Genomic DNA, 6,139 nt, shown 5'->3' with positions numbered 1-6,139 from the left:
TGTAATCGGTAATTACAACTGCACCACTTTCGGTAAATAAGACTGCACCATATTTGGCAACAGGAATGCACCACCAATAATCCCTTAGGGGCATGCCCCTAAGGGATTTGGTACTATTTTGCTAGTCTACCAAAACTAGCATTTTATGAATGTGTATTTGAACAAATTTATGGTTTATTTTGAGATTCACCGCCTACGCAGAGATGGATTTACCATCCGGCAGATCAGTAAGGAACTTGTACTCGACCGCCGGACGGTGAGCAGGTATCTTTCCATGTCGGAACCGGAGTTCGAACAGATGATGGTCAACCGGTCCGACCGGATCAAAGTATTGTCCCCCTATGAATCTTTTGTGAAGTCCCGCCTGGAAACTTTCAGGGACACCCCGGCCGCCCAGATGCACGACTGGCTGAAGGAACGTTTTAAGGACCTGCCAAAAGTATCACCCAAAACAGTTTTCAATTTTGTTTCCTGGGTTAGGCGCACGCACAACCTGCCCTTCATCAAAACTCCCCGTGAATACGGGATGGTGGAAGAACTTCCCTACGGAAAACAGGCACAGGTGGATTTTGGCGAATACAACATGCGCAACACGTCCGGCAACAGGGTAAAGGTGTTTTTCTTTTTGCTGACCCTTTCCCGCTCCCGGTTTAAATACGTATGGTTCACCGACAGACACTTTACCTCCCTGCTGGCCATCGAAGCCCACGAAAAAGCCTTTGCCTACATCGGGGGCGTGCCGATGGAAATCGTCTATGACCAGGACAAGGTGTTCATGGTCAGCGAAAACGGCGGGGACCTTATCCTGACCGATACATTCAGGGCCTATACGCGTGAACAGTCCTTTGATCTTTACTTCTGCAGGAAATCCGATCCGGAAAGCAAGGGAAAGGTCGAAAACGTGGTCAGATATGTCAAAAGGAACTTCCTTTACAACCGTACCTTCCACAATATCAAAACCCTTAACGATGAGGCCCTGGGCTGGCTTGGCCGTACGGCCAACGCCCTGCCCCACGGGGTGACCAAAAAAGAGCCCTGCTCCGAACATATTATTGAACGGCCTTATCTCACGCCCTACAGGCCCTGTTCCCCACGGCCCGCTGTCCCGGACCTCTATGCTGTCCGGAAGGACAATTCCATCCCTTATAAGGGAAACTTCTACTCACTGCCGCTCGGCACCTACAAAGGGAAGGGAAGCCGGGTAGCCCTGCACGTAGAGGCAGGTGAACTGGTCATCAGCCGACCGGAAAACAAAACCGAAATCTGCCGCCACACCATTCCTGTGGGCACGGGCCAAAAAATAAAGAAAACCGACCACGGCAGGGATAAAACCGGATCCATCGCAGAAAAGATTGCCGATACGGCCAGGCTGTTTGCCCGGGAAGAAACGGCCCTTAGCTGGATGGCATTGCTCAGAAAGGAGAAGCCCCGGTATATCAGGGACCAGCTCGGCATGATCCAAAAGGCCATCGAAGGAAAGGATCCCCAAAAGGTAGAACATGCACTGAAATACTGTCTTGAAAAAGCCATCTGCAGTGCCTCCGATTTTAAGGCCATATTGGATCTGCCCGATACCGGCGGTAAAGTAGCACCCAAAATCAGGGTCCTGAACCCCCTGAGCGGAAAAATGCCGGAAAATGCCCTGATCCAGCCCGAAAAAAGCAACATCGGGGAGTATGAGGAAATCCTGAATACAAAAACCAAAAGCAACAAATGATCAACAACAGCCATGGGCAGCCCCGGGAATGGGAGGCCCATGGCCAAAACGCAATCCCTAAATGGAAAAGAAAGAACAGATCAACGCCTTTTGCAGGCAGTTTAAAATCACCGGAATGGCAGCTGGGCTTCCCGAAGTGGTTGCCAGCTCGGAAAAACAGAGCTCGGGCTTCATGGACTTTTTCCTCGATCTGCTCCGGCATGAGGCCGCACAGCGGTCGAAAAACGAAGTTATCAGACGAAGAAAAGCCGCAAATCTGCCGCTTAAAAATGACCTTGGAACCTATGATGCCGGGGCGGAAAACGGGCTGAACCTGACAAGGATAAACCAGTTGAGGGAGATGAACTGGCTGGATCAGGGCTTCAACCTTATGCTGATGGGCCCTTCGGGAACAGGTAATGTAAACTATATGATAATGCAAACTTTCTTATAAAATAACCTCTCTTTTTCTTCATTTACAGGGTATCCCAACAACCCACTTTACATTATTTCTGGCGTTTTCATGGACATATAACTTAAACTTAATATCATGAAAAAGAACCAAACAATCGATGAGTTGATGAATGAATTCTTTGATTATATGAGGAGCATTCATCGCTGTGAAGGTACACTTAAAAGGTACAGGAGGAACTGGAAGAGGGTTAATGCTTTTATGCAGTACCGGGGCATTAGGTTTTATGATGGAAATGTCGGCCGGTCCTACCTAAAGCATGAGTTGGGTAATTTTGATTACCATCAGCTTGATCGGCAAAAAAGGGACCTTGTAAATATTATAGAGGCCCTTACAGAATTCCAGGAATCAGGCAGGGTATTCAAGGGAGCAAGAAAGCATAAACCTAAAGAGTTCCATGGTCCCTGGGCAGTAGATATTAAGGCATTTATCGAATACAAAAAGCAGGTTATAGGTCTGTCCCGAAAAACGATTGCATCATATTTATTCTACCTCTATCCGTTCTGCTGCTATCTGAACAGTAACAAAATCAGTAAAAAAAACATAAAACCCTCCGGGGTATTGGCATATGTGGAACGGCTAAACCCGGACCTGGCTGCAAGTAAACATGTTGCGCTGAATATCATAAAGAACTTTTTTGTCTTCCTCTTTGACCAGCAGATATTACATATTGATTTTTCCCGCATAATACCCAGGAACAACTATAAACACCAGCCCAAGCTTCCATCTACCTTCACCGATGAAGAAATAGAAAGCCTTCTGAAAACCATAGATAGAGGTAACCCCAGGGGAAAACGGGATTATTCCATTCTCCTTCTGGCAACCCGGCTAGGTTTAAGAGCTTCTGACATCTGTGAACTTACTTTTGACAATATCCTATGGGACCGGAATGTAATCATTCTCAACCAGGTTAAAACCAAAAGGAAACAGGAGCTTCCCTTATTGCCAGAGGTTGGCAATGCTATCGTGGATTATCTCAAACATGGCCGTCCGGTAACTGGTGACAACCATTGTTTTATCCATGTTTATGGCCCCTATGAAAGGATGCACAGTCATGATATCGGCAATATGGTACGTAAATACATGACCCAGGCCAAAATCAACTACTCAAACCGGAAGCATGGGTCCCACTGTCTCCGGCATAGCCTGGCAAGCGCACTATTGAAGGAAAAGGTACCGCTACCTGTCATATCGGAAGTACTCGGACATAGCAGCATGGAATCTACCATGGATTACCTGCGTATAGATATAGCCGCACTAAAAAAATGTGCCTTGGAAGTCCCACCGCTCCACACCTTTTTTTATGAACAGAAAGGAGGAAAAAGAAATGGCTAGGATATACTACAGCCTATTTGGTCCCTTTATAGTGAAGTTTATTGCTCTCAAAAACAGTTTGGGCTATAAATACAAAGATGCAGGACGGACATTCTCGCATCTGGACACTCTGGCTTTGAAAAACAACCTGTCAGAGGTAGCTATCACAAAAGAACTGGCGGAAGAACATGGGTTAAAAAGACCAAATGAAACAGAAAAGACCAGGTACAACAGGGTCCAGCTATTGGGCCAGTTTGCTCAGTTCCTATGCGACATCGGCATCCGGTCCTATATTCCCAGGCTGCCAAAGAGCCATAGCATGTTCACCCCTTACATTTTTTCATCGGATGAAATGCATTCCATTTTCAAAGAATGCGATGCGCTTGCCCCCTCCGTACGCCATCGCAACTCCGCTGTCTTTGCTATTCCTTTTCTGATAAGGCTGCTATATGGGACAGGGATAAGGATCGGTGAAGCACTGTACTTATCTACCGGCGACATACATCCAGAAGAAGGATACCTGATCGTGAGGGATACAAAAAACGGCAAAGACAGATTGATACCCTTTTCCGGCTCTATGCGTACTGTCTGCGAAAACTACCTGATGTACAGGGCTCTTTTCCCCGGAGCTCATAAGAACGACCGTCTCCTCATTCTGCCTGATGGTAGATTGTTGGAACAGTCCGTTGCATACAGGTGGTTCAGGAAAATAATATGGTCCGCAGGGATATCACATGGGGGAAGAGGCAAAGGACCCAGGCTTCACGACCTACGCCACACGTTCAGCGTCCATTCCCTTGCTTCAATGGCCCGGGAAGGACTTGACATGTACCATTCCCTTCCGCTATTATCCACATACCTGGGGCATCAGTCACTAGGGGCAACAGATGGCTATGTGCGTTTGACTGCTGAAATGTACCCCGACCTTTTAAAAAGATCTGGTATTGTTATCGCCAATGTGTTCCCTGTTTTTAAAACCGAATCAGATGATGACCAAGACCACTGACTTTTCCCTGCATCTTACCAGCTTCCTTTCCAGATACCTTCCCGGAGAAAGGGGGATGAGTACCCATACGATATCCTCATACAGGTACACGTTCATATTGTTTTTAAACTTTATGGAACAGCGGAAGAAAACAAAAGCAACCAAACTTGAGCTTGTCCATATCACCAGAGAAACAATTGTTGAATTCCTGGACTGGCTGCAATCAGAAAGGAAATGCTCTGCGGCTTCGGGCAATGTACGGCTAGCGGCATTACATTCATTCTTCCGCTTCCTGCAGTACCAACACCCTGATCGGATGGAGGAATGGCAAAAGATACTATCCATAAAAGCTAAAAAGCATGAAAAACCGGCCATTGGTTATCTTTCCATCGATGGGATTAAACTTCTACTGGAACAACCGGATACTACTGTCCTAAAGGGAAGAAGGGACCTGGCATTGCTGGCGCTGATGTATGATTGCGCTGTCAGGGTACAGGAAATAATAGACATGGGGCCATCCTCCATCAGACTGGACAAACCTTATACTATAAAGGTTGTTGGAAAGGGGAACAAAAGCCGTATTATACCCATGATGGAGGAAAGCGTCATCCACATAAAGAGGTATATCGTTGAAAATAATCTCCATGAGCCCCATCTTAGAACATCTCCCTTATTCTTTAACAGTCGAAGGGAAAAGCTCACCAGGGCAGGTGTAAACAGTATTCTTAAAAAATACGTCAGAATCGCATACCAAAAAAATCCTGCTGTTATAATCCCAGCGGTAAGCTGCCATATACTGCGCCACAGCAAGGCCATGCACCTGCTTCAGGCTGGGGTAAACCTGGTATACATAAGGGATTTTCTGGGACATGAGTCCGTCCAAACTACAGAAATATACGCAAGAACAGATTCAAAGCAAAAAAGGGAGGCTATCGAAAAAGCTTATGTAAATGTGGTAAATAAAGAGGTACCTGAGTGGATTGGAAACCATGATCTTCTTGAATGGTTGAAAGCTTTTAAATGAGAGCAATATTTATAATGTAAAGTGGATAGGGAGAATATTGGTATAAAAAAGAAACCAACACTTATTTAACCTCTCTGCTTTACATTATCGTATAGTTTACATTACCTGTTTAATGTAAAATTTTACATTAAACAGGTAAAACATTCCTTGCGGCCGGTCTCGGGGCCGATGCCGTGGAAAAGGGCTACAAAACCTATTTTAAGACCATGGAAGAGCTTACAGACATCCTGAAGCTAAAGGACATGGCCAGGTCGGCAATGTCCGAATACAAAAGGTTACTGAAGGCAGATCTGATCATCCTGGATGACATCATGCTCTTTCCGGTGGAGAAAAGTGTGGCCGTCTCCCTTTTCAACTTTGTCAACCAGGTTTATGAAAGAACCTGCTTTATCATCACCACCAATAAAATGCCCACAGAATGGGCCAAAATGCTCGATGACGAGGTCTTGGCTACAGCACTTCTGGACAGGCTGCTGTTCCATTGTGATATTATAAATCTTTCCGGAAAAAGTTATAGAATGAAAAACAGAAAAACTTTTTTTGGACATCAGGAATAACAACCTATATTTACAAAGTGGTGCATTCCTGTTGCCATTTTTGGTGCATTCCTAATTACCGTTTTTGGTGCATATTCAGTTACCGACTACA

General features: G+C 45.6%; 5 protein-coding genes and 1 pseudogene. All 6 read left to right on the top strand.

The features are described 5' to 3' along the window. Window positions 1-145: 145 nt before the first annotated feature. On the top strand, window positions 146-1,717 hold the full coding sequence (gene istA, locus ACFPFU_RS25455; protein WP_377069544.1) for an IS21 family transposase: 1,572 nt from the start codon (window positions 146-148) through the stop codon (window positions 1,715-1,717). Window positions 1,718-1,778: 61 nt separating this feature from the next. After that, complete coding sequence (locus ACFPFU_RS25450) at window positions 1,779-2,150, top strand: ATP-binding protein (protein ID WP_377069543.1); 372 nt, start codon at window positions 1,779-1,781, stop codon at window positions 2,148-2,150. Window positions 2,151-2,246: 96 nt separating this feature from the next. Next, on the top strand, window positions 2,247-3,503 hold the full coding sequence (locus ACFPFU_RS25445) for a tyrosine-type recombinase/integrase (protein WP_377069541.1): 1,257 nt from the start codon (window positions 2,247-2,249) through the stop codon (window positions 3,501-3,503). Further along, complete coding sequence (locus ACFPFU_RS25440) at window positions 3,472-4,488, top strand: tyrosine-type recombinase/integrase (protein WP_377069539.1); 1,017 nt, start codon at window positions 3,472-3,474, stop codon at window positions 4,486-4,488. The genes ACFPFU_RS25445 and ACFPFU_RS25440 overlap by 32 nt, the downstream gene beginning before the upstream one ends. Then, window positions 4,469-5,491 (top strand): site-specific integrase, encoded by a 1,023-nt coding sequence (locus ACFPFU_RS25435; protein WP_377069537.1) that lies wholly within the window; start codon window positions 4,469-4,471, stop codon window positions 5,489-5,491. Before ACFPFU_RS25440 ends, ACFPFU_RS25435 begins: the two co-directional genes overlap by 20 nt. 143 nt (window positions 5,492-5,634) lie before the next feature. Further along, window positions 5,635-6,048 (top strand): annotated as a pseudogene (locus tag ACFPFU_RS25430) (ATP-binding protein); the annotation flags it as partial. Window positions 6,049-6,139: the final 91 nt, after the last annotated feature.

The sequence above is a fragment of the Negadavirga shengliensis genome (assembly GCF_042652345.1).
Lineage (GTDB): Bacteria > Bacteroidota > Bacteroidia > Cytophagales > Cyclobacteriaceae > Negadavirga > Negadavirga shengliensis.
Note: the sequence above shows the minus strand (reverse complement) of the source record. Positions and strands in the feature narration are given on the sequence as shown.